The following is a 24210-nucleotide window of genomic DNA, read 5'->3' on the forward strand; positions in this document are numbered from 1 at the left end:
AAATCGTAGACCTTTCTTTCTAACTAAATAATGCCATGATATCATCCTGACTTAGTTTTTTGATAAATCCGGCCTCGCCGCCTACCAAATCTTCGGCCAGTTCCTGCTTGCGTTCTTGCAGCAGCAGTATTTTTTCTTCGATCGTATCCTTACAGATCATTTTATAAGCAAACACCTTACGCGTTTGTCCAATCCGGTGCGTTCTGTCAATTGCCTGACGCTCAACAGCCGGGTTCCACCACGGATCCATCAAATAAACATAATCCGCTTCTGTAAGGTTAAGTCCTACTCCACCCGCTTTCAAACTCATCAGGAAAACGCGGCAATTCTGATCATTCTGGAAACGGTTTACACGCCCCGCACGATCAACTGTTTGTCCGTCCAGATATTCATAAGGAATATTTACCTTTTCAAGATGCTGACGAATTAAATCCAGCATTCCCAGGAATTGACTAAATATCAGAATTTTATGATTTGACGCATTTTCCTCAATCTCCCTTACAATTTCTTCCAGTTTTGCAGATTCATTTCCATAATCCACATCATCCGAAAGTAACACTGGAGAATCACAGATCTGACGCAGTTTCAGAAGTGCTTCAAAGATCAGGAAGTTACTTTTGTTCAAGCCATCCGTTGCCAGCTTTTCTGCAATCTGTAACCGGTATTTTTCGCGAATGGTTTCGTATACCTTCCGCTGCTTCTTACCCATTTCACAATACAGGATCGTTTCCGTTTTATCCGGCAAGTCGGTTGCTACTTCTTCCTTCGTCCGTTTTAACATAAAAGGATATACCAAACGACGTAATTCTTCGGCCTTTACTTTGTCCTGAAACTTGTCGATCGGCGTGGCATATTCTGCACGGAAAAAATCGGCGTGACCTAATAGTCCAGGATTTAAAAACTCGAATTGAGAATACAGATCGAACGTATTATTTTCAACCGGCGTACCCGTCATGGCCAGACGATTATTTGATCTCAGCAATCGGGATGCTTTTGCTGTTAATGAATCAGGATTTTTGATGGCCTGAGATTCATCTAAAACAATATAGTTGAACTGTATTTTTTTCAACAATTCCACGTCACTTCTCATCGTGCCGTATGTTGTCAGAACGATATCATAATCCTGGAAAATTTCAAGATCTTTCCGACGGTCCATTCCACGGTGAACATATAATTTCAGATCTGGCGTAAACTTCGCCGATTCTGCTTGCCAGTTAAAAATCAAGGTTGTAGGAACTACGACTAAATTCGTAGCCAATGGATTTTTGTTTTTCTGGTGTTGCAGGAAGGTTAACATTTGCAGGGTTTTCCCTAATCCCATGTCATCCGCCAAACAACCACCCCAGCCAAATTCTTCGAGGAAATTCAACCATTTATATCCTTCTTCCTGATACTGTCTCAGCGTCGCGTTAATATTTTCAGGAAGCGGCACACTTGGTATTTCTTTAAAATTCAGAAGTTTCTGTTTTTTCTCCCAAAGCTCCTGCAATACTTCTTCGTTATCGATTTGCGAAGCAAGCTCTTCAATCAGCGAAAAATGGAATTTTGATAAATGCACTTCGTCACCATCCACTCTACCGAATTTCAATAACGGTTCGAGTTTCTGTATCCATTCTTCCGGCAAAATTCCCATCGAGCCATCTTTCAGCTCCACGTAATTCTGTTTTTTCAGCAAAGCTTTTTTAGCATCTGCGAGTGATACCTGTTGATCTCCAAAAGTAATTTCGATCTGCATATCAAACCAGTCGATGCCCGAAGATGCTCTGATCTGCACCTTTCCCCGGTTTGGGTTAATGCGCATTTTTTTCAGGTCTTTAAAACCTAACAGCTGGACTTCCTTTTCCTCAACCGTATCAACAAAATGGAACAGCCATCCATCTTTCATCACCTCTTCAAAAGGTATGAAGAAAAATGGTTGGTCAGGTTGCTGAGCAAAATCAGGATGCAGCGATTTCACCCATTCCCAATGAACCTTTTCAGCTGCGATATCACGCTCCAACAACTGGATTTTATTGTCTTCAAATCCCGCTTTTGTACGCTGATTATCGTGAATTAATTCTGCTTCATCCGATTCTTCGTCGCCCTCATAAACATAAGTAGGTACGATCAATAAATTGGCGTCATCTTCTTTAAGATAAATTCTACCTTTCACATATTTCATTGCGCTCGTTTCCAGCGCATGACGCGTTTGGAAAATAACCTCGAAATGCTCTGTTACAGGCATCACCCAATCTTTCATGAAACTGTCGGCGTGATCTTTGCGGACACGGATTTTAAATCCATTCTGCCGTAAATAATCAACCATCTCAGCATCATTGATACTTGCCCAGCGGAAAAGAATATCCTCCTTGTAAATGCCAAGCCAGAAACTATCAAATGTTGCAGCCACCTGCTGAAGATCGATTGGTTTTCCCTTTTCAATTTCTGCATAAGGATTCAGGCTTATAAATTCCTGATCTTCCGTTAAAACAAAAAATATCTTGGCAGGCGTCGGGTGAAGTTTTACTTCCTGAAGCTGATTTTGATTCGTTACGTAATCATTTTCAGTAATGAACAACCGCTCTCCGCTCAGATCCTTAAAAATCCTGACAAGCTGACGACCCACCCATTTGTGTGCCTCGCTCTGATAATCCGAAGATTCGTCGCTTAAATGAGCACTTGACTGCCCGCGACTTTTCATATATTTTTGAAGACCTTCCGGGCTGAAATGTCTTGCAATTCGTACCAATCGGGAATCTCCCGCTGTTAAAACCGGAATTTCCTCTGGCAAATAAGCCGTTCCGGATCCGCCGGCAATACTGCGGATATGCGTATATTTCTGCGTCTTCGAACTGCTTTTGGCAGAAAAAATTCCAAAACCAACATCCAGCGAACTATCAGCACCTCTTGGCCAAAACACATATAGCGAAAGTCTTTCATCTCCCGAATGAGAATCATTATCCGTAACCTGATAGCTAGGCTGCAAATCCGGTATTACCCTATCCCGCAGCGAGCGCCAGTTTTGGAAAGACCCTACTTTCTGAATGCCCTTATCTTGCTTAATTAACTGTAAGGAACCGCTCTGGTCAATTTTGAAATCAAATTTCCCTTCCAGATTATCTTCCAGCGCATAACCATATTCCGCGAGAAGATTGGTTTTATCTTCCGTCCAGTCACGCATCATATCAAACGCACGTTCCCCAAACTGGTCCCGCAGTTTTAATAATGCGGCCAGTTTGTGCTCACAAATGGGAACATATAATATTTGTCCGCATGAACAACTTGTCTGTATTTGATTTGAATTCGGAATTTTGGTGAATTGAACCGTAAAGTCTACATCTAGGATATTGACCTTACATGCTGCAAACCCGTCCCTTGTAGAAACGATATCAACCTTTGCAAGCTGATTTCGGTTATTCCAGGTTTCCCTTTGGACAATATCTTCAAGATATACGTCTTTCAGTGACGGAAGTACAACCATGGTGTCGGCCATGTCATGCTCCGTTGGCTTCACGTAGGCTGGCATTTTATCCAGAACATACAACGTCATTGCGATGCGATGCTTGCAAAGTCCGCCATAATCATGCGTACATGTACAGGAAGTACTAATATTTGGGGTAAGAAAATCCTGGATTTTGATAACATAATCCCGGACCGAGTAATCACTTTTTACTTTGAACTCGGCATAACCTCCTCCATTGTAGTCCAATTTCACGATATTATAACCACCGCTGCTGAAAATGGAACGCCCTTGTGATAATGTTTGGCCCTCAGAGTTCCGTCTTAAAAACTGTGATAATCGCTCCTTCCTCTCGTTGTCCATTTATCCTAGAAACTCGTTAAACCGCAAAAGTACGGTTTGTTTCTGTTTTTGTGAAGCCTATTCTAAAAGTATAATAGAAATGGCATAAAAAAACGTTCTATTATTCAATTTTGGGCAATATTTTATTTTCGCGTTTAAGGAATAACGCTTTGCGAAGGAAATTAAAAAATTCAGAATATATCTGAGTTGCTTATTCAGGCGAAGATTATGACCTTTTTGTATCTGAATATTATTTTACATAAGGTTGGTCAATGACACCGATGTATGCGGATTTCAGACTTCCATTTAAATACTCCCGGATTTCCTTTCCTACATTGGGATACATCAGCCTGCTTTCCAATTCTGAATATGGCAGCCAGACGACTTCAAGTGCGGTTGTTTCGGTCGGATTAATGATTGGTTGCCCCTCTGCAATTTTTGCTTTGAAAACCATGTGTAAGGTTTCTTTTCTCGTCTTTCCCCACAAAACCTCACCGCAAAGGGCCATTTCCTCAATTTCGACAGTAACACATAACTCTTCCATTAGCTCGCGGCGAAGTGCCTCCGGCAAACATTCATCCGGATCAGGGTTTCCTCCCGGAAGCGCAAAAACCTCTTTTTCGCCATACTTGTAACGCATGGTTAGAACAGCATCTTCCTGAACGATAATAACTGCCGGACGTACCTTCATATAGATTTATTTTTGGTCTGGTGCACCGGCAAAATAGTAACTTTCATTTTAAATTAATTCCCGATCACCATTTTTTCGATCAGCAGCATGAAAATATGTATCACCTTGATGTGTATTTCCTGAATCCTATCGGCATATCCGAAATGAGGAACACGGATTTCGACATCAGCCTGTCCTGCCAGTTTTCCTCCATCCTTTCCTGAAAGAATCACCACTTTCATCCCTTTTGCTTTAGCCGCTTCAACAGCACGGATAATATTGCCCGAATTTCCGCTCGTGCTAAGTCCTAAAAGTACATCTCCGGATTGTCCCAAACCTTCAACAAATCTTGAAAATACAAATTCAAAACCAAAGTCATTACTGACACAGCTCAAATGACTTACATCAGAAATTGCGATTGCAGGTAATGAGCGGCGATTGTCCCGGTATCTCCCGGTTAGTTCTTCGGCGAAATGCATGGCGTCACAGTGTGATCCGCCGTTTCCACAAGATATGATTTTATGGTTATTTGAAATTGCATCCGCCATAAGAGACGCTGCTTTTTCTATTTTATCTATTTGAACAGGGTCACTTAAAAATGTTTCGAGAACGGTTTGTGCTTCACGAAGTTCCTGGCTAATAATATTCTGAAATTCCATATTGATGATATACAAAGATCTTAACAATTGACAAAAGTATTTAATAACCATACCCCGACAAACTAATTACGAGCGAATAGTTTTTGTCAGATTTTTACAGCTTTCAAAACATGCCATTTCTTACCTGGCCCCTTATGTTTCTGGACGGAAAATCCTGCTGCTGCTAACGCCCGCTTCACGATACCTTTTGAAGAATAGGTAACCAATACGCCTCCAACACGCGTTTGGGCCGCAATTTTTCCGAGTATTTCTTCCGTCCATAATTCTGGCTGCGCTTTTGGATCAAAGGCATCATAAAAAATCACATCAAAAAGTTCATCCGTAGAAAATTCCTGTAAGGTCAGTTGTTCTTTTCTAAAAGTAAAATTCTCTGACAGCTGATGATTTTCAAACCAGGAAGCTTGATGTAATTTCATTAAACCTGTAAAGGAAGTTACAGCGTCATAATTGAGCTGCGAGGCTTCTTCCATTGAAACAGGAAATGCTTCAACGCCGGTATATAAAATGGATTTTTTGTACAAATCGGCTGCCTGCCAGGTAAGAAATGCATTAAGACCTGTCCCAAAGCCCATCTCAAAAACACGGACAGGTTTTTCTGCCGCCTCAAGGACAGGGATTAGTCCCAGGTTCATATAAATGTGTCTGGACTCTTTGAGAGCTCCAGACACAGAGTGATAATGCTGATTATATTGTGAATTGAGTAAGGAGTGCGACCCATCCTCCGTCAATTTAAGGCGTTCCAAAATAAAACAAATAGTTAGTTGCGGCCTTAAAAATACTTAAATCATTCTTCGCAGCGTAAGCTTGGTGAAGAAAATATTTCCATTCCGTTTCACAAGTAAATCAATATTCCTTCCGTCGCCGCGCTGCATCAGTTTATAAATTTCACTTACATTCAATTCTGTTGCAGCATGATCGTCAATAAAAAGCAACTGATCTCCTTCGATAAGGCCGGCACCGGCAGCCGGGGATTTTTCCTGAACGTGGTTGATAAAATAGGAACGCAGGTCACTGCCTTCTGCGCGAATTTCCATTCCGCTCATATCATGTTCAAATTTTTCACGCAAGCGGCTTTTGTTGGGTTTCAAAACCATATAACCCTCATGGTAATTCATCGTAACCTTGAATCTACGAAGCAGTTCGCAGCCAATATTTCCCTGACGCTCCACATTACTTCCCATTTTTGCACTAAACCCTGCACTGTCGGGAAAAGAGGCTACGATATTGTCCAACTCAAAACGTCCCAGTTTCATCCGGTCAACGCGGCCGAGATTTCCGTTTATCACGCCATTTAATCCTCTTCCCAGCTGTGCACGCATGACTTTTTCAGGAAGTCTGTAGGTTTCTTTAGGAGAATTATTTAGTAACAATGCATGGCCTGCGCCCGTATCAATCAAAACGCGGATTGGTTTTTCACGCCCGTCGGCATACAAAGTGACAGCATCTGTGAATGGTTTGGTATCTTCAATCACGATGGGATGTTTGTCACCCTTGCTGGCTTTATATTTATATTGCCCGTTCTGTGTCAGCAGCAGTTCCTTTTTAGCAAAATCGATCGTCACGACAAAATTGTTAAAAATATCATATCCAAAAATGCCGTGTACCGGCACCCCGACATATTCAGAAAGGCGTAAAAAGTCTTGTTCAATTACGACAATATTTTGATGATTTGCTCTGAGCCTTCCCATCGCAAACCTATTATCAATCGCTACATGCGCTGCAACCGACTTACCTTCGCCTGCTCCGGACAGGTTAACTTTACGCGTTAAACGCAGTTTGTCTGGTTTTAAGATGGATGGATCTGTGATAATAATGGAACTGACACCGGTATCGAGGATAAAGCGTAGTGAATCAACATCGTTAATGCGGGCGTAAACCAGAATAAGATTTGAGTGCATTTCAAAAGGTATCCGGGCCGTCTTATGATTCTTCTCTAAAAAGTAACCGTATTTTTCTTCGGTGTTTTTGATGCCATCCGTTGAGGCGGCAAATGCAACATTAGCAATGAAACATGTGCTGATTAACAGTAACCAGATAAAAGTTTTCATCGTGGCCTCCTTTCTTTTTAAACCTTGGTTTATATTTTATTTTCATGAATTAACTGGTCTCATTACGAATGATTTATATCCTTTTCGGGGCGATAAGTAGTCATTTGTCAGAAATCGGTTTCTTATGTAAAAATACCTTTTATTTCTATAATAAACACAAAAAAATCTTGCAATTTCCTTATTATAATGAAGATATTTTTATGGAAGAATAGAATTCCGGAAATGAGGAAATAATGGTAAGTTTGTAGCGCGAAACGCGGATTTAACACAATAAAATTTATTATGCGAAATAAAATAGTTGCCGGTAATTGGAAGATGAATAAGCTTGCAGATGAAGCAGTTGCTTTGGCGTCTGAGCTTGTAAATATTGCGAACGACGAAGTGAAGGGAGACGTAAAAGTGATCCTTTGCCCTCCTGCAATCTATCTGACTACCCTTCAAAAATATATTGAGACTTCTCCAAATTTTGCATTAGCTGCGCAAAACTGTTCGGATAAGGCTTCGGGAGCATTCACAGGTGAAATCTCTGCGGCAATGCTTAAGTCGATCGGTATCGAATACGTTTTGATCGGTCATAGCGAGCGTCGTCAGTATTTTGCTGAATCAAATGAACTGCTTGCTGCGAAAGTGAATATCGCACTCGAAAACGGTATTTCTCCAATTTTTTGCTGCGGTGAATCATTGGATCAAAGACAAAATGAAGATTACATCGGATTTGTAAAAAATCAGATCTCAGAAAGTCTTTTCCACCTTTCTGCTGAACAATTGCAAAAAGTAGTTATCGCTTACGAACCAATCTGGGCGATCGGAACAGGTTTGACTGCCAGTGCTGAACAAGCACAAGAAATGCACGCGGCTTTACGTGCGCATTTGGCCGAAAAATACGGAAGTGAAATTGCTGACGAAATCTCTATCCTTTACGGAGGAAGCGTAACGGCTGCAAGCGCAGACGAACTTTTCGCTTCTCCTGATATCGATGGCGGCCTTGTTGGAGGTGCATCTTTGAAATCCCGAGAGTTTATTAATATTATCAAAGCGAGATAATCTGAATATAAAAAAGGTCATTTAGTTCGCTCTAAATGACCTTTTTCTTTCTTACTCAGTATTCTTTGTCTGCGTAATGACGAATTCAACTCTTCTGTTTTTTCTCTTTTCTTCTTCGGAGCCGTTTTTGGCCAGAGGCTTCGTCGCCCCAAAACCTTTTGTTTCAATACGGTCTTCGCTTACTCCTTTGTTGATCAGATATTTTTTCACGGCAGCAGCCCGGTTTGCCGACAATTCCAGATTTTTGTCAAAATCACCCACATTATCCGTATGACCTTCCACCCGGATTTTTACATCCGGATTGTCTTTCATCATACCAGCCAGCCGATCCAGTTCAGAATACGATTCTGCCAATAAGGTAAATTTAGATGTTTCAAAGTATATATTCGGCAGCGCAATAGTCTCACCAACAGCAAGCGGAATTAAATAAAAGTCCTTCAAAAATGAGCCTTTCATTGAAGAATCCGCAGGGGCCAGACTGAAATTGGTTCCGTAATATCCTTTGGCCAAAACCCGGAAATCATAATTTGATTTTGGATCGATACCAATCCGGTAATTACCTGATGAAGATTTGAATTCAAGCGAGTCTCCTTTTTCGAAATAAGTAATCTGAGCAGGAATCGGATTTTTAGTTTTTGAATCGTAAACCGTTCCTTTAATCATCACATATTCATCTTCCGCAGGAGCTGGCTTTTCCTCAACCTTCGGCTCTGGTTTCTGCTCAATCGGAGTTTGCGGAGCCGGTTTTACAGCCTTTGGAGTAACCTTCGCGGTTGATTTGGAATTTTTCTTTAAAGGGTTTTTGATATGCACGCCGTAAAAATTCCAGGTCATGGTTTCTTTCGTAGAGCGGCCTTCATAAAAATCAAAAACCTCGATTCCCGGAGAAAGTCTTTCGAAATATGCTACGAAATTTACCGTATCTCCTGAATAAACCTCTTTTCGCATATCAAGCGGAATATCCTTGGCCCGAATCAGTTTATATTTTTTATCAATTTCACCTGGCTTATATAAACGGGTCTCCGGATCAAGCCCGATCGTTGAGGTCGAAGGCACTTTCCGTTGCTGAAAATCAGGCATTCCTCTAAAATTAGGGTTTAATCGTTTCATAGAAGGACTCTCACGTTCTACAAAACGCATGTAAACTATCGTGTACTCATCCGTCAGTTCCACCCGTTTAATTTTCACATAAGGCGCAGATTGTTCCTCTACTCTTGGGTTTTCAGTTATTTGCCCAAAAGCAGCAGTAAGTGAAAGCGCAACAGCATAAGTAAAGGCAAAAAGCGATTTATAGGTCATGGTTATTCTTTGTTAATTTTTTACGAATTAACTTCAAAAACGCCGCAAGACAGGGGATAGTTTGTTAAAAATTGTTAAAGCAGATTTTTCTTACTTTTCGGGGATAAAAGAAGCCCAAAATTTCGGATCATAACGTTCCCAAGCATGACATGCAAAGGGAAGCTGGTGATTTGTGATCTCGTAAGTCGCCGCAGGACTTTTTTCAAAAGAAAAATGCAACGCCTCCTGCCATGTAGGTAATTTCAGAAATAATTTCATCGGAATGAGGCGTGTCGCCTCCTGAGAGAACAGCATGTCTTCATTGCCTAGCCAGGCAGGGTAAAAGGTATTATAAATTTTCAGATAACGCAGAAATGAAGAAATTTTCCGAAGCGATAAGCCTCCGTTTAAAACAAACCGGTTATTAGAAAGAGCATGGGCAAAAATATCCTTCTCGCCAGGCGAAAGCGTATCGAATTCTTCTCTGTGCAGTGACGGAGCGCCGATATAATCATATCCCTTCCGGCACCAGTTCATTAATTCATCTTTAAATACGTAAGCATCCAGTTGATAAATTAATATGTAGTCAAAGTCAGCGAAGGTTTTGTAAAAATTCGCTGAGATCATCAGCTCATTGTAAGCATCAATTCCCCTAAAATATAAATCGCTGAATGACTTAAAACGGATAACAGGGTATTCTTGTTTTATCTCCGGCAAATCCAGACTTTCAGGCTTAACAATGATCACAGGAAACTTTGACAAGACTTTCATGCATTGCCTGAGCGACAATTTTTCTGACTCTGTCAACTCCGATTTATAGACAGGGATAACAATCGCTGCGCTCGGTTCCTGGTTCACTATTTTCACTTGTAAATTAATTGTTACTCAAATAAATCGCCAAAAACCGGAAGCCACCAGTGTTTGCTGCTGAATAAATATCTACCTTTCACGATATCCGTCATCACAGGTACCACGCGCGTAAGACGGTTTTTGGGCAACTTCGCTCTTTTTTTATAATGTTCCTTCGCGATTCGTAAGTTCTTCAATTTGTCTTTTGGAAACAGCGGAATTCCCATAAGCAGCTGATAAATCTGTTCAAGCTTATCTGCCCGCTCCTGCAGAGGAAGAAGTTTTTCATTCCGATCACGGAAAAACCGGTCTCTGAACCTTACTGGTTCCGCTTTTGCTCCAAACCCAACCTGTTGCCTGGCGTGAATACGATATGAAATCAGCGGTTCATTGATAAAATCAATTTTTTCCTGAAGACCTAAAATCAGCGCGATATAAGCATCATGGATTAAATCAGGAATATGTGTTGGAAAAGGCATTAATCTCGGCAAAGCAGATTTTCTTATCGCCAGCGTTGCGCCCGTTACTACGAAACCTTTAAAAAGAATCTCATGCGCCTCTCCGCTTACCCATTTATTTTGGGCAACGTCATCAAATTCTATCTCCTGCCATATCGTCCGGCCAGTTGGATTTGAATCATCATCCATCATCATCGCATCTGAAAAAACAGCGTCGATGTTTGGGTGCGTATCAAAATAGGTTATCTGCTTTTGAACTTTGTCTTTCTGCCAGGCATCATCCTGATCCGAAAAGAAAATGATATCGCCTTTGCACAATGAAAGGCATTTTTCGAAATTTTTTGTAGAACCAAGGTTGTTTTCATTCTGATGAATAAAAACAGGAAAAGCTGCCTTTTCCGAAAATGATCTTAAAACCTGAATGGTATCGTCATTCGATCCGTCATCACACACAACCAGCTCATCAACAGGGATAATCTGATTGGCTATGCTCTCCAACTGCTCAGGCAAATATTTTGCGCCATTGTAAGTGCACATGGCCACTGAAATCATAATGTGTATCGAAATTTAAAATACATAAAGAGTGCAAGTTACAAGCCTAAAATATTTTTTCAACCAAATGGTGCCGTTCTTAATGAACTATTCTTTGCTTTTTGAAATTTTAGCCCCATTTTTCCCGGATTGGACAACAAGTTTTGAATAATAATCCAATATTAATTCTGAATATAATTAGGCAGTTTTGCCTGGGCACAGCCCTTGAATATCCGGAAATCAAATATATAAGCATACGTCAGAAATCAATTTCCGGATTACCAATTTATTTATTATCTCTGGAATAAGGATGAAACTTGCTGAAAAACGAGTTTATCCGGTATAGTTATTTCATCATATACTGACAATTTGATAAAAGAGTAGAAATACTTTCATTTGCCACAATGTGTCTATTATCGAAGGTATCCTGGTTTTTTGTGTACCTGAATTCAACTTATTAACGGGAAACCGATATGCCAATAGAAGATCAATTGAAGAAGGCCATTATTCAAATGCCGCCAAAGGAGAAGGATAAGCTGCTTATCAGGCTTATTACAAAAGATAAAGCGCTGACCGACAAATTATATTTTGAACTGATCGAAGATTCGGCAACGATACCAGAAAGACGGGAATCCATCATGGCGCACATTACCCGTCTCACTAAAAATGTTCAGGATTCGCCGGGATGGATTTTGATGGATATGCGAAATCTGAGTGGTGATATTACCTATCACGTCAAGGTGACAAAAGATAAAATCGGTGCGCTGGAATTGAACATTTTTTTGTTGAATACCTTCTTGACCAGTTATTCTGACAAGTTGAAGGTATACACTTCCAGAACCGATAAATGTGCCTTGTACATTGCGAAAAAGGCGCTGACAATCCTGAATGGTTTAAACAAACTGGAAGAAGATTACCGGGTCGATTATAAAAAAGACACCAATAAAATGCTGAAACTCGTGCATCAGCTAAGTTCCAAAATGTATGCGCGGCAGTTAAACGTGCCGGAAGAGTGGGAATAATGATGATTTAATCTTAATCCTGGCGTAACAGACTAATCCTGAATTTTATATTTCTTGTCAACCGAAAAGCAATTTCTGATATGAACAACAAAACAACAGCATTATTAATTATTGATGCTCAGTTTGATTTCTGTAATCCAAAAGGCACCTTGTTCGTGCCCGGCGCAGAAAAAGATGTTGAAAGAATAGCTCAGCTTATCGCCACGTATGGAGAAAGCATCAATCAGATTTTTGTAACACTCGACACGCACAGCGTTCTTGATATTGCGCATCCGTTATTTTGGGAAGATCCAAATGGAAATACTGTTGCTCCTTTTACCTTAATCACGGCAAGTGCTGTAAAATCAGGAAAATGGACACCTCGTTATCACAAAGACTTCGTCCTGAAATATCTTGAAACGCTGGAAAGTGAAGGAGAATTCAAGCATTTTATCTGGCCGGAACATTGCCTGATCGGATCACGTGGTGCTTCGCTGGATGATACCATTTTACACGGTTTGCTTTCCTGGACGCATCGTACGGGAACAGACTACAAAGCCATCATCAAAGGTATAAATCCGTTGACCGAACATTTTGGAATTTTTCGTGCGCAGGTGCCAATTGTTGGTGAAAAAGAAACTGAACTTGACCAGGAGTTCATTACAGAATTGGAAGCGTTCGACCAGATTCTGATCGTTGGCGAAGCGCGCTCGCATTGTGTTGCCACCAGTATCAAACAGATTATAACTTACGCTCCACAGCTTTCTCCAAAAGTCAAAATACTGACAGACTGCATGTCTGACGTAACCGGCTGGGGGCATTTGGCTGATCCGATATTCGAAAAAGCCAAAGAAAATGGAATAACATTTAAAACTTCCCGGGACATATTCACCAGCTCATGAGATTTTTCTGTTTGCGACAACGATCATTCTTTTTACCGTTTTGCCTTATCTGGATATGCCTCGGTATCGTCCAGTTATTGTTCACCCAGAATGTCATTCTTCTCTTCGTAAACGAACACTGGACACCAGTTGCTGACCTTTTTTTCAAGAATTTCACCCACGTCGGAGATGGCACATTTATACTTATCGCAGGTTTAATAGCTGCACTTTTTTCCTACCGGCTTGCTGTAAAAATCTTTCTTAGTTATGCCATTTCAGGAATTGTCGTGCAATTCCTGAAACAAATAGTCTTCACAGAAATTTATCGGCCTCCAAAAATTCTTGCTTCCCTATTGCCCTTGCTGCACAAAGTTGAGGGCGTTCAGCTTTATCATTTTAATAGTTTTCCTTCCGGCCACACGACTTCTGCGTTTGCTTTGTTTACCGTTCTTGCGCTGGAATGTAAATCTTCGGCTTATAAACCTTTCCTGCTCATACCTCCGTTGCTCGTTGCCTATTCAAGAATGTACCTGTTGGCGCATTTTCTTGGCGACGTATATGTCGCAGCTTTTGTGGCCATTCCCGTTTCTGTACTTATTTATTTTTACATGAATTTATACTGGGAAGCGCAAACAGATCCAAGGCTTGGCGGGGGGCTGACAAAGTTATTTTAGACAAGAATTTCACCAATCATCCTCTACACATGCTCTTCACTGAAACACACCGTAAACTTTTTCTTATTGTCTTCGTCTTCTTTGGATTTCTCTGGGGAATCGGAAATGCCCCATTATTTGATGAGGACGAAGGTTTTTTTGCAGAAGGCACAAGAGAAATGGCAGTCCGCGGAGACTTTGTATCCACTTTTATCAACCAGGAACAGCGTTTTGATAAACCTCCGTTAACAAACTGGCTTCAATATGGATGTGCTCAAATTTTCGGATGGAATGAGTTTTCCATGCGGCTTCCCTCCTGCCTCGCTTCAGTTTTCTGGATGTTTCTGATTTATTTTTTTACCAAAAAGAAACTAGACGAGCGCGCTGCATTTTTTGCGACGCTCATCGCCGCATCGTCTATCCAGATAACAATCGTTGGCAAGGCCGCGCTTGCTGATGGCATTTTAAATATGGCTCTGACGGGTGCTATGTTTTGTCTTTTTGACTTTATTCATCAGAAAAACAAAAAATTCATCTGGGCATTTTATGCTTTTACCGGTATCGGCTTTCTTGCAAAAGGGCCGATCGCCGTGCTAATTCCCGGTGCTGTTTTCATGATTTATCTGGTAAAATGGAAAACCTGGAATGCTATCCTGCGTCTGTTGGACCCGATCGGAATATTACTTTTTTTGATCATCGCTGCTCCGTGGTATATCCTTGAATATCAGGCAAGCGGAGAAGATTTTATCAATGGGTTTTTCCTCAACCACAATGTTAACCGTTTTCAAACTGCTTTTGAAGGTCATTATGGCGGAATACTTTATTTTGTTCCGGTATTGCTTCTTGGCTTACTTCCCTTTACCGCCGTCATACTGAAATCGTTTACCAAAATAAAATACATCTGGTCAAAAAAATGGCTTTCATTTCTGATGATCTGGTTTTGTTTTGTCTTTGTCCTTTTCTCTCTTTCCGGCACCAAACTACATCATTATATTATTTACGGATACTCGCCGTTATGCGTTTTGGGCGGTTGGTATGCAGCAAATAACAGTCGCCTTCCGTTGGTATGGCCCGCTCTCACTTTAATAATATTGCTGATAGCAATCCCATTTTCTGTTCCTTTTGTCATTCCAAAAATCAACGACGCCTATGTCGTGGAAGTATTGAAAGCAGTTCCGATTGAATTCGATCAATTTTATCTGTTTTTTATGCTTACCATTTTTGCGATATTATTATTGGTCTGGTGGAAAAAAAGCTGGTCGACCGAAATCAGGATGGGAATTGTGGGTCTTATGATGTTGATTATCATTAACGTCATCTGGATGCCCCGACTTGGTGCTTTATTACAAGAACCGGTTAAAGAAGCTGCGCTTTTTGCTAAAAATAATAATTTAAAAAATGTGGTAATTTTCAATCATTATAACCCCAGTTTTCACTTTTATTCGGAATTATATGCAGAAGAAAGAGAGCCAAAAACCGGCGAATTTGTCTTTACAAAAACAGACCGCCTGGCAAGTATTCCCGTTCAGAAGGTTTTCTATAACAAGTACGGATATGTCTTGATAAAAGCGGGGAAAAAGTAAATTGATATTTTAAGTATCAAAGTATCTTATTTTTTTCTAAATTTTTTCTACTTTAAGTATCGAAGCTTATAACAACTGTTAGGAAACACAAACTAATTGCACGATTTTTGGGTTAATATAAAGATCGGGAAACCAAAAAAATCCCGCGCAAATTGACCTGATTTTCCATATATGATGCAATTACCTGTGACCCGGATTGACGTTTCTCAATTTGATGAATTAGATCCGAGAAAATATATTCTCATCAAAGGCGCACGTGTTAATAATCTGAAAAGTGTTGACGTCGCCATTCCAAGAAATAAACTGGTTGTGATTACCGGACTTTCAGGTTCCGGGAAATCGTCTTTGGCTTTCGATACTTTGTTTGCCGAAGGCCAGCGGATGTATGTGGAAAGTTTGAGCAGTTACGCACGGCAATTTTTAGGTCGTATGGAAAAACCTGAGGTGGAATACATCAAAGGAATTTCTCCGGCAATTGCGATTGAACAAAAGGTAAATACCCGTAATCCGCGATCGACGGTCGGGACTTCAACAGAAATTTATGATTATTTAAAACTGCTCTTCGCCAGAATCGGACATACTTATTCTCCTGTTTCAGGTGAATTGGTAAAAAAAGATTCTGTGACTGATGTCGTAAATTATATGCTCAGTCAGGAAGAAGGTGCACGTGTTTTAATCATTACGCCACTTTTAATTCGTGATGGTCGATCTGTCAAAGAGGAGTTGACGATTCTTTTATCAAAAGGTTACAACCGGATAATGATCGGTTCAGAAACGGCCTATATTGAAGAAGTGCTGGAAAAACCCGAGGAGTTTCCGCTTGAAGGAAAAGAAATATTTATTCTTATCGACAGAGCTTCGGTTCATAAAGATGATGAGGATACGCAATATCGGCTTTCAGATTCTGTCCAAACCGCATTTTTTGAAGGAGAAGGCGCCTGTTTCGTTCAAGTTGTAGGCGGGGAACAAAGAGTTTTCTCTGACAAATTTGAGCTTGACGGGATCATTTTCGAAGAACCTACTGTCAATCTTTTCAGCTTTAATAACCCTTTTGGAGCATGCAAACGCTGTGAAGGTTTCGGTAAAATCCTGGGTATAGATCCTGAACTGGTCATTCCTGACAAAAATCTTTCTGTGTATGACGGTGCTATTGCGCCATGGCGTTCTGAAAAAATGAGCGACTGGCTGGTACCGCTGGTTCGTCAGGGTGTCAAATTTGACTTTCCAATTCACCGTCCCTACAAAGACTTAACGCCTGAACAAAAAGAATTGCTTTGGACAGGTAATCAATATTTTTCCGGTATCAACGCTTTCGTCGCAGAACTGGAATCCCAGACTTATAAAATTCAGTATCGTGTGATGCTTTCGCGTTTCCGGGGCAGGACAACCTGCCCGGATTGTCGCGGTTCCCGTTTGCGGAAAGATGCGTCTTACGTAAAAGTGGGCGGCGTGTCGATTACGGATCTGGTTTTAATGCCGATCAAAGAGGTGATCACTTTTTTCAAGCATGTTGATATAAACGAACATGACCGGAGCATTGCAAGAAGAATTCTGACGGAAATTGAAACGCGTCTGGATTATATGAACCGGGTTGGATTGGGTTATCTGACCTTAAACCGGTTAACAAATTCGCTGTCTGGCGGAGAATTTCAAAGGATAAAACTCGCCACTTCTCTGGGAAGTGCGCTGGTTGGTTCGATGTATATTCTGGATGAGCCCAGCATTGGATTACACCCAAGAGATACCCAGAGGCTGGTTGGCGTTCTGGAATCGCTTCGGGATCTGGGCAATACTGTGATCGTTGTTGAACATGAAGAGGAGGTTATGCATGCCGCCGACCAGATCATTGATATCGGTCCCGAAGCCGGAACGGGTGGAGGAAATCTCGTATTTCAGGGAAACTGGGATGAGATTCGTGAGCTGAAAACGAGCGGTGCTGAAAACAGTTTGAATTCTCATACACTTGATTTTCTTTTAGGCCATGATTCAATATCTGTTCCGTCGGTAAGGAGAAAAACCGTCCATTTTCTGGAAATTAAAGGTGCGCGGGAAAATAATCTTAAAGATCTGGATGTTAAGGTTCCGCTCAATAATCTGACCGTCGTGACAGGTGTAAGCGGATCTGGAAAATCGACTTTAATACGTAAGATTTTGTATCCGGCACTGATGCGACTGAAAGGTGAGTTCAGCGAGGAAGTCGGAAAATACAATGAGCTGAGCGGAAGTGTGGACCGCGTTGAGTCCATTGAAATGATTGACCAAAATCCGATTGGAAAGTCTTCGCGATCGAATCCTGTGACCTACATAAAGGCTTATGATCATATCCGTCAGATGATGTCTGATTTGCCATTATCGAAAGCGCGCGGTTATAAACCTTCCCATTTTTCTTTCAATGTGGACGGTGGACGCTGTGAAATTTGCCAGGGTGAGGGCCAGGTGAAAGTGGAAATGCAGTTCATGGCTGATATTTATCTGACCTGCGAAGGTTGTAATGGAAAACGTTTCAAACAGGAAATTCAGGAAGTGTTATATGAAGGCAAGAATGTTTCGGATATTCTGGACCTGACCGTGGATGAAGCGATTGAATTTTTCAGAAAATCAGAACCAAAACTGGCTGACAAACTGATGCCGTTGCAGGAGGTTGGTCTGGGTTATGTTGGTTTGGGGCAGTCGTCAAACACGCTTTCCGGTGGGGAGGCGCAACGTGTGAAGCTGGCTTCTTTCCTTGGGAAAGGCTCTTCGCACAAAGGTAAAACTTTATTCATTTTTGATGAGCCGACTACCGGACTTCATTTCCATGATATTAAAAAATTGTTGAAGGCAATCAATGCTTTGGTTGATCAGGGCGACAGTGTGATTATTATTGAACATAACATGGAAGTCATCAAATGTGCAGACTGGATTTTGGATCTTGGCCCGGAAGGTGGCGATGGCGGAGGTTACCTAACCTTTGCCGGAACACCTGAGGAAATGGCAAAAATTGAAGGCAACTATACTGCTGATTTTCTAAAAGAAAAGATATAAAAATCTGGCTTTCAGTTTTTTAGTTGAAATTGGAATAAAGGTTGGAATTCCGAAATAAGTCACTTAGATTTATGACGGAATTCCATTTTTAGTTATACGGATATGGCGGAATACAAAATGTTTGAAGATCGGGCGGCGTCTTATCATGTAACGCCCATTTCTGATTTTTCAGTTATCAGGGCTTCCCGTGAAGGCGTTGATCGTTCATTGGTAGATACTGTTTCTAATTTAGTGAAACTTACCGATAACGAAATGGCATATCTGTTAGGGATGACGCCCCGAAATCTGCATCGCATTCCGGTTGATAAACGTTTGGGAACGGATGCTTCTGAGCGGCTTTTGTTGCTGAAAAATATTCTGATTCATGCGCTGGATACTTTTGAAGGCAAAGAAACGATCGTGCGGAATTGGTTGAGAACGCCGTTATCTGAGCTTAATGACCAGAGCCCACTTCAGATGATGGATACCATTACCGGTTTTTCTTTGGTAGATGACGTGCTCGGCCGGTTGGATTATGGTTTGCCTGCCTGAGTATGCCAATTGTTTACAGAATCATCAGAGAAAAATTTCGTGACCAATCTTTATCGGCCGAAGGAAGCCGCCTGTATGGAGCGCGCTGGAATCCAAAAGGAACCGGCATTCTTTACACAACTTCTACGCCGGAATTAGGTCTGGTTGAAACGCTTGCGCACGCGCCTGCTGTCAGGTATGAAGATCTTCCTACTTATTGGCTTTCATCCATCAGCATTCCGGAAAATATACGTTTTTACGACCGTGAGGATATGCCTGATTTTTGGCAGGATAAAAATTATGAACGAACTCAAAAATGGCTCAATAGCTGGTTAAAAAATCCGGATGTTCTCACCATTGCTCTGCCCTCGGTCATTGTACCTTTTTCGCATAATATTTTGCTGCATCCAAAACATCCGTTATTCGCTCAGATTCAATTAATTTCTCAGGAAAAAATCCCGATTGACAGGCGGCTTTGGCGTTTGGAGGATTGAAAATATAAATTACTAATCGGATACATTGATTTATTATCTGTTTCAAATTGAACAGCGAAGGGACCAAATTTCGTTTTGGTGTCAACCGCGAAATCTTCTGGTAAAGTCACTGTAACTTAAGGAAAGGAACAACAAGGTGTATACTGAATCAATCCAAAAAAACTTCTGTGAAATAAGGCTTTCGGTGACTTGATAATTCCACATCTGAAACGGAAGCGCATACGGAAAATAAATAATGTAAGGGGTATTTTTGAATAGTAAGCCCACTAACAATCCCAAAATACCAAGTCCAAGCGAAGTGACCAGATTTTCAACCCGTAACGATATCCAATACTGAATGACGATCATAGGAATAATCGAAAGGAAAAAATCCAGAAGAAACTTCAATATATACGCGTATGGTATATCAAAATCAGAGAATTTTAACTCCGGTTTTCCTATTCCCAAAAATTGTCCAATAAACACTGCGAAAACAAAATACAGAACAATGAATGTAATGATTACTCCAAAAATCAAAGTGAGTTTGAGGTAATAAATCCTTGACCGTGATATTGGTAACGTGAACAGATGTTTCCATCCATACGCTTTGTGCTCAACATTAAGAATTAGTCCGATAATTAATAATATAAAGCCTGTAGAAAAGAGACAACTCCCATTGAAGGTTCTCAGCAGATATTCATACCACGGATTTACTGCGGGAGCAGGTACAAAATCCTTAACGCTGAGAAGATAAGCAGAGAGCAATAAGAAAGGCATAAATGATGCTCCCAGAATTGTCAACCAAAGAGCAAATGTATTTTTTAGCTTAATCAATTCGGCATAAAATAATAATTTCATTGCTCTTCAGTTTTATTTATAAATGAAAAGAAAGTTTCTTCCAAACTACTTTCAACCAGCTGCATTCTGTAAATAGCCAGGTCTGCTGTTGCTAATAAATTGGCAATGACTGACAGCTGACAGACATCCTGAAATGTGACTTCTAAAAATCTCTTCCCTTGACTGACAAGGATATCGTTTGCCAGCAACAGGTTTAGGGCAATACTGTTTTCAGCAGTATCAATTTCAATAATTGTCTTCTCCTCTCTGATTTGCTGCAACTTCTTAAATGATCCTTGGAAAAGTATTTTACCGTGATTCAGTATGCCGACATGAGAAACGAGCTTTTCGATTTCTGCAAGCAAATGACTGGATATTAAAATTGTAACACCATGTTCTTTGGTAAGCAGAAGCAACAACTCTCTTATTTCAATAATGCCATTCGGATCCAATCCATTAGTCGGCTCATCAAGTATTAAAAGGTCCGGAGCTGGGAGCAGTGCAATAGCCAGGCCCAGTCGCTGTTTCATGCCAAGTGAATATTTTTTTACGTGCCTATCTGCATCAGAACTTAACCCCACAATTTCTAGTACTTCGATTACCCTGCTTTGGGGGATATTTCTGATGTTTGCAGTTATTAATAAATTGTCCAGGCCGGTTAGGTGCTCATATAAAGAAGGGGACTCAATTAGTGATCCAATTCTGGAAAATAATTTATTAGAACTATCTGTAACCTGTTTGCCGAAAAGCTTGACAAAACCTGTTCTAGGTTTCAAAAGCCTTAAAAGTATCCTAATTGTAGTAGTTTTACCCGCCCCATTTGGCCCTAGAAAACCGTAAATGGCACCTTTAGGAATTTGTAGATTCACATCATTTAGGACATTTTTGCCTTTTGAATAGCCAAACGATACGTGGCTTGTCTCAATAATATATTCTTCCATGTTTCACATATCAGTATTTAAATAATGATGCAATACTTGATGCTTTTCATGTATGAATAAAACTATGCGGACATAATGCGATATTCTTCTGCCCTAAATCATGTTTGCAATGCTTAATGATTCGGCATTAGATTTCTAGAAATTAGCATAGAAAATTGAGCTTTCAGCACAAACATTTTCAATTGTTTAACTGATTTTCCATCTTTAAATAATGGAAAAATTAGAACAATTGATAGGTAGGTTGATTTCATCCAAATTTTGGATACATATACTATTTTGTACGGTATTCATTTTTGTTTTTGCCATTTCTGTATTGCTGAGCGGAAACAAGGGTGTTGCCAGTGCCGCAATATTTACCTGCCTATTTGTATTAGTTTCCACCTATATGGGAAGGTGGTGTGGGAAACACTGGTTATCAAAAGGTATGTACGCTCCATTCCTGCAAAAACTTCTTATCAGCATCATGATTCTATCTTTAATTGGCGCAGCCGGTGCTGGTTATTTGTATAAAGGAAACGTTCTCAAATATTTCTTGCAGTACCTCACAGTTTGCTTCCCACTAGTCATACTATTTATTTTCTTTGGTGTGGCTATTACTCTTGCAAGAAACAGTATGCTCAGAGAAATCAATGAAGCCAAATTATTACGGCAGCAAAAAGAGAGCGAACTTCGTTTACTGCTCTCACAACTTAGTCCACACTTTCTTTTTAATACGCTCAATAATATTTATGGAATTGCACTGACCCAGCATGAAAGAGTTCCGGAACTAATTCTCAAGCTTTCTGAACTTCTAAGATATTCAGTTTATGAAACCCGCGAACAGTTTATCCCGCTTACCAATGAACTTCTCTATATTCGTAACTACCTTGAATTTGAGAAAATACAAACAGGCAACAAACTTACACTAACATCTGAAATAGAAGAAGTTATCGACGCTGATTTACAGGTTGCCCCTATGCTGCTCATTGTTTTTATAGAGAATGCCTTTAAGTATTCGAAGCTTACACGTAATTCGAATATTCATATTGACATTATTCTATACGTAAAAGAAGGTTGGGTTCATTTTAAAGTAATGAACTCGTATGACCCAACTACCTATCAACCCACGGATTCGGTTGAACCTTCGGGCGTGGGTTTGCATCATACCCTGAAAAGATTAAAACTGATCTATGAGAAGGATTACAACTATAACGCTTTCCAAGAAAATGGTACATATCATGTAGAACTTAATTTAAAAGCAAACATCAAATGATTAATTGCCTAATTGTAGACGATGCGCCGGTTGCAAGAGATATTTTGGTTAAATACTGCAAATTGCTACCAATGCTCCATGTTTCCGGAACTTGCAGTGATGCTTTCGAAGCAAGACAGAAAATGCAGGATATGTCGATTGATTTACTGTTTTTGGATATCAACATGCCCATTCTTTCAGGCATTGAATTGATGACAACGCTAAAAAAACAGCCCCTGGTAATTTTCACGACCGCTTACAAACAATTTGCCACAGATGCTTTTGATATGGGAGCCTGTGACTATTTACTTAAACCCTTTTCTCTGGAACGCTTCATTATTGCGATCGACAGAGCTGTGGAAAGAATTGGTAAGATAAATTTGAGCACGGAATTGAAATCAGAAGCTCATCAAAACCATATACTTATCCCTAGTGATGGCATGATCAATAGGCTGAACTTTGATCAGATCTTATTTTTTGAAGCATCCAGAAACAATACAAAAGTGGAAACACAGCAGGCAAAGTTTTTAAGTACCATATCATTGTCATCCCTGGAAAAACTATTACCCTCCGAGCTTTTTTCTCGTGTGCACCGCTCATTTATTGTCAACCGGTCAAAGATTACCAGTTTGCAAGGAAATCGTATTTTTATCAATAAAAGCGAAATTCCTGTAAGCAATACTTATAAAAGCTCCCTATTTGAAATTCTTGGTATTACAATTAAGCAGTAAGTTTTTGGCTTTAATTTTACCGATTTCTGCAAAAACCTGGTATCCAGATAGCCCAAAAGCTTCAAATTTAGTACTTATCTTAAAGTATAGGCACCACTTTTGTGGCTTATTGAAACAAAACAAATATTGAAACCATGAAGTTATACAAAACCGAACACGGGATAATACTTGAAAAAGGAGATACTTTCTATCGTTTGCCAGAAACAGATTGGGATATTGTAGTCAATCGTGACGACTTGTATGAATGGCTATTGCTGCAAACGGAAAGTCTGATCGCGCTGACTTTTACGGATGAATATCCAATGCCGGAGGTTCTTGCTCCTATTGGAACCCAGGAAGTTTGGGCATCTGGCGTGACGTATAACCGAAGTAAGGAAGCAAGAATGGAAGAATCCGAAAAAGCTGGCGGGGACACTTTTTATGACCGAGTTTATGAAGCTGACCGACCAGAGCTTTTTTTCAAATCTACCGCCTGGCGTGTGATCGGAAATCATGGAACGGTAAGAATCCGCAGGGATTCGACATGGGACGTGCCTGAACCTGAATTAACATTATTTGCTTCTGAATCAGGAACTTTGGTTGGTTATACCATCGGGAATGACATGAGTTCAAGAAGTATAGAAGGCGAAAATCCTTTATATCTGCCTCAGGCAAAATCATATACAGGAAGTGCCGCGCTTGGGCCTTGCCTTTATGTCCCGCAAGAACCGCTTTCTCCGGACACTGTTATTGATCTTTCGATTATCCGTGAAGGCGAGGAAGTTTTTAATGGAGAAATTACGCTTGCTTCTATGAAACGTAAGGCAGACGAACTGCTGCGTTTTTTATATCGCGAAATGTCTTTTCCAACCGGCTGTTATCTGATGACAGGCACCGGAATTATTCCTCCATCTGATTTTACGCTTCAAATTGGTGATACTGTGCATATTACCATTGAACCAATCGGAACGCTTACCAATACTGTTGGTTAAAATAAAAAAGCAGGTATGATCCGAAAATCATACCTGCTAACCTTAATTAATATTGG

21 protein-coding genes are annotated in these 24210 nt (G+C 40.5%); 11 read left to right on the forward strand and 10 right to left on the reverse strand.

The features are described from left to right. Window positions 1–19: 19 nt before the first annotated feature. The 5 genes from AC1XUO_RS19435 to AC1XUO_RS19455 all read right to left on the reverse strand — a co-directional run bounded on the left by AC1XUO_RS19435 (window position 20) and on the right by AC1XUO_RS19455 (window position 7158). Window positions 20–3802, reverse strand: a complete 3783-nt coding sequence (locus tag AC1XUO_RS19435; protein ID WP_483331435.1) for a DEAD/DEAH box helicase — start codon at window positions 3800–3802, stop codon at window positions 20–22. Window positions 3803–4031: 229 nt separating this feature from the next. Next, complete coding sequence (locus tag AC1XUO_RS19440; protein WP_483331436.1) at window positions 4032–4472, reverse strand: NUDIX domain-containing protein; 441 nt, start codon at window positions 4470–4472, stop codon at window positions 4032–4034. Between the two features lie 53 nt (window positions 4473–4525). Beyond that, window positions 4526–5110 carry a D-sedoheptulose 7-phosphate isomerase gene (gene lpcA / locus AC1XUO_RS19445; RefSeq protein WP_483331437.1) on the reverse strand — a complete coding sequence of 195 codons (585 nt, stop codon included), beginning with the start codon at window positions 5108–5110 and terminating at the stop codon, window positions 4526–4528. A gap of 86 nt (window positions 5111–5196) precedes the next feature. Further along, entirely contained in the window at window positions 5197–5853 is a 657-nt protein-coding gene (mnmC2, locus tag AC1XUO_RS19450) for a tRNA (5-methylaminomethyl-2-thiouridine)(34)-methyltransferase MnmC2 (RefSeq protein WP_483331438.1), read from the reverse strand. A gap of 36 nt (window positions 5854–5889) precedes the next feature. Beyond that, window positions 5890–7158, reverse strand: coding sequence for a retropepsin-like aspartic protease (locus tag AC1XUO_RS19455; RefSeq protein ID WP_483331439.1), 1269 nt, complete (start codon window positions 7156–7158; stop codon window positions 5890–5892). A 282-nt stretch (window positions 7159–7440) separates the two neighbouring features. Between AC1XUO_RS19455 and tpiA the strand changes: the two genes are divergently transcribed. Beyond that, window positions 7441–8202, forward strand: a complete 762-nt coding sequence (gene tpiA, locus AC1XUO_RS19460; RefSeq protein WP_483331440.1) for a triose-phosphate isomerase — start codon at window positions 7441–7443, stop codon at window positions 8200–8202. A gap of 51 nt (window positions 8203–8253) precedes the next feature. On the opposite strand, the gene AC1XUO_RS19465 is transcribed toward tpiA, so the two are convergent. The 3 genes from AC1XUO_RS19465 to AC1XUO_RS19475 all read right to left on the reverse strand — a co-directional run bounded on the left by AC1XUO_RS19465 (window position 8254) and on the right by AC1XUO_RS19475 (window position 11339). Continuing rightward, window positions 8254–9501 carry an OmpA family protein gene (locus AC1XUO_RS19465; RefSeq protein WP_483331441.1) on the reverse strand — a complete coding sequence of 416 codons (1248 nt, stop codon included), beginning with the start codon at window positions 9499–9501 and terminating at the stop codon, window positions 8254–8256. A 90-nt stretch (window positions 9502–9591) separates the two neighbouring features. After that, window positions 9592–10347: a DUF5672 family protein gene (locus tag AC1XUO_RS19470; protein WP_483331442.1), complete on the reverse strand. Its 756-nt coding sequence runs from the start codon at window positions 10345–10347 to the stop codon at window positions 9592–9594. 14 nt (window positions 10348–10361) lie between these two features. Further along, a complete protein-coding gene (locus tag AC1XUO_RS19475) occupies window positions 10362–11339 on the reverse strand; it encodes a glycosyltransferase family 2 protein (protein WP_483331443.1) in 978 nt (325 codons plus the stop codon). Window positions 11340–11791: 452 nt separating this feature from the next. On the opposite strand from AC1XUO_RS19475, the gene AC1XUO_RS19480 reads away from it, so the two are divergent. The 7 genes from AC1XUO_RS19480 (at window position 11792) to AC1XUO_RS19510 (ending at window position 19464) form a co-directional block, all read left to right on the forward strand. Beyond that, complete coding sequence (locus AC1XUO_RS19480) at window positions 11792–12340, forward strand: hypothetical protein (protein WP_483331444.1); 549 nt, start codon at window positions 11792–11794, stop codon at window positions 12338–12340. 80 nt (window positions 12341–12420) lie between these two features. After that, entirely contained in the window at window positions 12421–13221 is an 801-nt protein-coding gene (locus AC1XUO_RS19485; RefSeq protein WP_483331445.1) for a cysteine hydrolase family protein, read from the forward strand. Then, window positions 13218–13874, forward strand: coding sequence for a phosphatase PAP2 family protein (locus AC1XUO_RS19490; protein WP_483331446.1), 657 nt, complete (start codon window positions 13218–13220; stop codon window positions 13872–13874). The genes AC1XUO_RS19485 and AC1XUO_RS19490 overlap by 4 nt, the downstream gene beginning before the upstream one ends. Window positions 13875–13903: 29 nt before the next feature. Further along, on the forward strand, window positions 13904–15436 hold the full coding sequence (locus AC1XUO_RS19495; protein ID WP_483331448.1) for an ArnT family glycosyltransferase: 1533 nt from the start codon (window positions 13904–13906) through the stop codon (window positions 15434–15436). Window positions 15437–15607: 171 nt separating this feature from the next. Then, complete coding sequence (gene uvrA, locus AC1XUO_RS19500) at window positions 15608–18460, forward strand: excinuclease ABC subunit UvrA (RefSeq protein WP_483331449.1); 2853 nt, start codon at window positions 15608–15610, stop codon at window positions 18458–18460. Between the two features lie 102 nt (window positions 18461–18562). Then, entirely contained in the window at window positions 18563–18991 is a 429-nt protein-coding gene (locus tag AC1XUO_RS19505) for an antitoxin Xre/MbcA/ParS toxin-binding domain-containing protein (RefSeq protein ID WP_483331450.1), read from the forward strand. A 2-nt stretch (window positions 18992–18993) separates the two neighbouring features. Beyond that, window positions 18994–19464: an RES family NAD+ phosphorylase gene (locus tag AC1XUO_RS19510; RefSeq protein WP_483331451.1), complete on the forward strand. Its 471-nt coding sequence runs from the start codon at window positions 18994–18996 to the stop codon at window positions 19462–19464. A gap of 81 nt (window positions 19465–19545) precedes the next feature. Here the strand turns inward: AC1XUO_RS19510 and AC1XUO_RS19515 are convergent, their stop codons facing one another. Both AC1XUO_RS19515 and AC1XUO_RS19520 read right to left on the reverse strand, forming a co-directional pair. Continuing rightward, window positions 19546–20301 (reverse strand): ABC transporter permease, encoded by a 756-nt coding sequence (locus tag AC1XUO_RS19515; protein WP_483331452.1) that lies wholly within the window; start codon window positions 20299–20301, stop codon window positions 19546–19548. After that, window positions 20298–21221, reverse strand: coding sequence for an ATP-binding cassette domain-containing protein (locus AC1XUO_RS19520; RefSeq protein WP_483331453.1), 924 nt, complete (start codon window positions 21219–21221; stop codon window positions 20298–20300). Before AC1XUO_RS19520 ends, AC1XUO_RS19515 begins: the two co-directional genes overlap by 4 nt. 211 nt (window positions 21222–21432) lie before the next feature. Between AC1XUO_RS19520 and AC1XUO_RS19525 the strand changes: the two genes are divergently transcribed. From AC1XUO_RS19525 to AC1XUO_RS19535, 3 genes are all read left to right on the forward strand, one after another. Beyond that, window positions 21433–22473: a sensor histidine kinase gene (locus tag AC1XUO_RS19525; RefSeq protein ID WP_483331454.1), complete on the forward strand. Its 1041-nt coding sequence runs from the start codon at window positions 21433–21435 to the stop codon at window positions 22471–22473. Continuing rightward, entirely contained in the window at window positions 22470–23183 is a 714-nt protein-coding gene (locus AC1XUO_RS19530; protein WP_483331455.1) for a LytR/AlgR family response regulator transcription factor, read from the forward strand. Before AC1XUO_RS19525 ends, AC1XUO_RS19530 begins: the two co-directional genes overlap by 4 nt. Before the next feature lie 134 nt (window positions 23184–23317). Continuing rightward, window positions 23318–24154 carry a fumarylacetoacetate hydrolase family protein gene (locus tag AC1XUO_RS19535; protein ID WP_483331456.1) on the forward strand — a complete coding sequence of 279 codons (837 nt, stop codon included), beginning with the start codon at window positions 23318–23320 and terminating at the stop codon, window positions 24152–24154. Window positions 24155–24210: the final 56 nt, after the last annotated feature.

It is taken from the genome of Dyadobacter sp. HNCC25DJ186, assembly GCF_056895235.1.